At 50.3% G+C, this 2372-nt stretch carries 1 rRNA gene; it reads left to right on the forward strand.

Going from position 1 to position 2372, the window contains the following annotated elements:
- A 23S ribosomal RNA gene (locus tag ABT294_RS50635) occupies positions 1-2372 on the forward strand; the annotation flags it as partial.

Consider the following 2372-nt stretch of genomic DNA (forward strand, 5'->3'; position numbering starts at 1 on the left):
GAACCCCGAGAGGGGAGTGAAATAGCACCTGAAACCGTGTGCCTACAAGAAGTTCGAGCCCGTTAATGGGTGAGAGCGTGCCTTTTGTAGAATGAACCGGCGAGTTACGTTATGATGCGAGGTTAAGTTGAAGAGACGGAGCCGTAGGGAAACCGAGTCTGAATAGGGCGACTTAGTATCATGATGTAGACCCGAAACCTAGTGACCTATCCATGAGCAGGGTGAAGGTGTGGTAAGACGCACTGGAGGCCCGAACCAGGACACGTTGAAAAGTGTTTGGATGACTTGTGGATAGCGGAGAAATTCCAAACGAACTGGGAGATAGCTGGTTCTCTCCGAAATAGCTTTAGGGCTAGCGTCGAAATGTAAGTGTATTGGAGGTAGAGCACTGTTTGGGTGAGGGGTCCGTCTAGGATTACCAATCTCAGATAAACTCCGAATGCTAATACACATGTTCGGCAGTCAGACTGCGAGTGCTAAGATCCGTAGTCGAAAGGGAAACAGCCCAGACCAACAGCTAAGGTCCCAAAATATATGTTAAGTGGAAAAGGATGTGGGGTTGCACAGACAACTAGGATGTTAGCTCAGAAGCAGCTATCATTCAAAGAGTGCGTAATAGCTCACTAGTCGAGTGACCCTGCGCCGAAAATGTACCGGGGCTAAACATATTACCGAAGCTTTGGATTGATATTTTATCAATGGTAGGAGAGCGTTCTTAACCGCGATGAAGGTATACCGTGAGGAGTGCTGGAGCGTTAAGAAGTGAGAATGCCGGTATGAGTAGCGCAAGATAAGTGAGAATCTTATCCACCGTAAGACTAAGGTTTCCAGGGGAAGGCTCGTCCGCCCTGGGTTAGTCGGGACCTAAGGCGAGGCCGAAAGGCGTAGTCGATGGACAACTGGTTGATATTCCAGTACTAGATATGATCGTGATGGAGGGACGCAGTAGGCTAAGAGATGCCAGTTAATGGATTCTGGTCTAAGCAGTGAGGTGTGAGATGTGTCAAATGCATTTCTCTTTAACATTGAGCTGTGATGGGGAAGCAACTACGGTTGCGAACTCTCTGATGTCACACTGCCAAGAAAAGCTTCTAGCGTAAAGTCATATCTACCCGTACCGCAAACCGACACAGGTAGTCGAGGCGAGTAGCCTCAGGTGATCGAGAGAACTCTCGTTAAGGAACTCGGCAAAATAGCCCCGTAACTTCGGGAGAAGGGGTGCTGGTGTAAAAGCCAGCCGCAGTGAATAGGCCCAAGCAACTGTTTATCAAAAACACAGCTCTCTGCTAAACCGCAAGGTGATGTATAGGGGGTGACGCCTGCCCGGTGCTGGAAGGTTAAGAGGAGTGCTTAGACGTAAGTCGAAGGTATGAATTGAAGCCCCAGTAAACGGCGGCCGTAACTATAACGGTCCTAAGGTAGCGAAATTCCTTGTCGGGTAAGTTCCGACCCGCACGAAAGGCGTAATGATTTGGGCACTGTCTCAACGAGAGACTCGGTGAAATTTTAGTACCTGTGAAGATGCAGGTTACCCGCGACAGGACGGAAAGACCCCATGGAGCTTTACTGTAGTTTGATATTGAGTACCTGTAAGTCATGTACAGGATAGGTAGGAGCCATTGAAATAGGGACGCTAGTTTCTATTGAGGCGTTGTTGGGATACTACCCTTGACTTATGGTTACTCTAACCCGCTGGCATAATCGGCCAGGGAGACAGTGTCTGACGGACAGTTTGACTGGGGCGGTCGCCTCCTAAAGAGTAACGGAGGCGCTCAAAGGTTGGCTCAGATTGGTTGGAAATCAATCGTAGAGTGTAAAGGTAAAAGCCAGCTTGACTGCGAGAGCTACAACTCGAGCAGGTAGGAAACTAGGACTTAGTGATCCGGTGGTACCGCATGGAAGGGCCATCGCTCAACGGATAAAAGCTACCCTGGGGATAACAGGCTTATCTCCCCCAAGAGTTCACATCGACGGGGAGGTTTGGCACCTCGATGTCGGCTCGTCGCATCCTGGGGCTGTAGTCGGTCCCAAGGGTTGGGCTGTTCGCCCATTAAAGCGGCACGCGAGCTGGGTTCAGAACGTCGTGAGACAGTTCGGTCCCTATCCGTCGCGGGCGTAGGTAATTTGAGAGGATCTGTCCTTAGTACGAGAGGACCGGGATGGACTTACCGCTGGTGTACCAGTTGTTCCGCCAGGAGCACGGCTGGATAGCTATGTAGGGAAGGGATAAGCGCTGAAAGCATCTAAGTGCGAAGCCCACCTCAAGATGAGATTACCCATTCGTAAGAATTAAGAGCCCAGAGAGATGATCTGGTAGATAGGCTGGAAGTGGAAGAGTTGCGAGACTTGGAGCGGACCAGTACTAATCGCTC

The organism is Nonomuraea sp. NPDC000554, from assembly GCF_040300065.1.
Taxonomy (GTDB): domain Bacteria; phylum Actinomycetota; class Actinomycetes; order Streptosporangiales; family Streptosporangiaceae; genus Nonomuraea.